1 protein-coding gene is annotated in these 454 nt (G+C 61.5%); it reads right to left on the reverse strand.

Translation table 11 applies throughout. From position 1 onward, the window contains the following. Positions 1-454: ABC transporter permease subunit (locus QWJ46_RS31155; RefSeq protein ID WP_302756399.1), on the reverse strand; the 454-nt coding region annotated here is incomplete at both ends.

Consider the following 454-nt stretch of genomic DNA (forward strand, 5'->3'; position numbering starts at 1 on the left):
CATGATGCGGCGGAAGATCTGGAAGAAGCTCGCGCCATCGACCTGGGCGGCTCTGACCAGTTCGGTCGGAAAGGCCTCGTAGAAATTGCGGAAGAACAGCGTGGTGAAGCCGAGGCCATAGACGACGTGGACGAAGACCAGATTGACCGTCGAATTGCCGAAGCCGAAGGAAAAGCCGGTGGCGTTCTGCAGGGTGACGCCGAAGCGGCCGAGCGAGCCGAGGATCGTCGCCATCGGCAACAGCACCGACTGGAACGGGATGAAGCAGGCAAACAGCATCAGGCCGAACACCAGCGTATGGCCGGGGAAGCGCCATTTGGTCAGGATATAACCGTTGAGTGCTCCCATGATGGTGGAGATCGCCACCGCCGGCACCACCATCTTGATCGAGTTCCAGAAGTAGCCCTTGATGCCGGCGCAGGTCAGCCCGACGCAGGCCTCGCCCCAGGCCTTG

This window comes from Rhizobium sp. CBN3 (genome assembly GCF_030518245.1).
Taxonomy (GTDB): Bacteria; Pseudomonadota; Alphaproteobacteria; order Rhizobiales; family Rhizobiaceae; genus Rhizobium; species Rhizobium aethiopicum_A.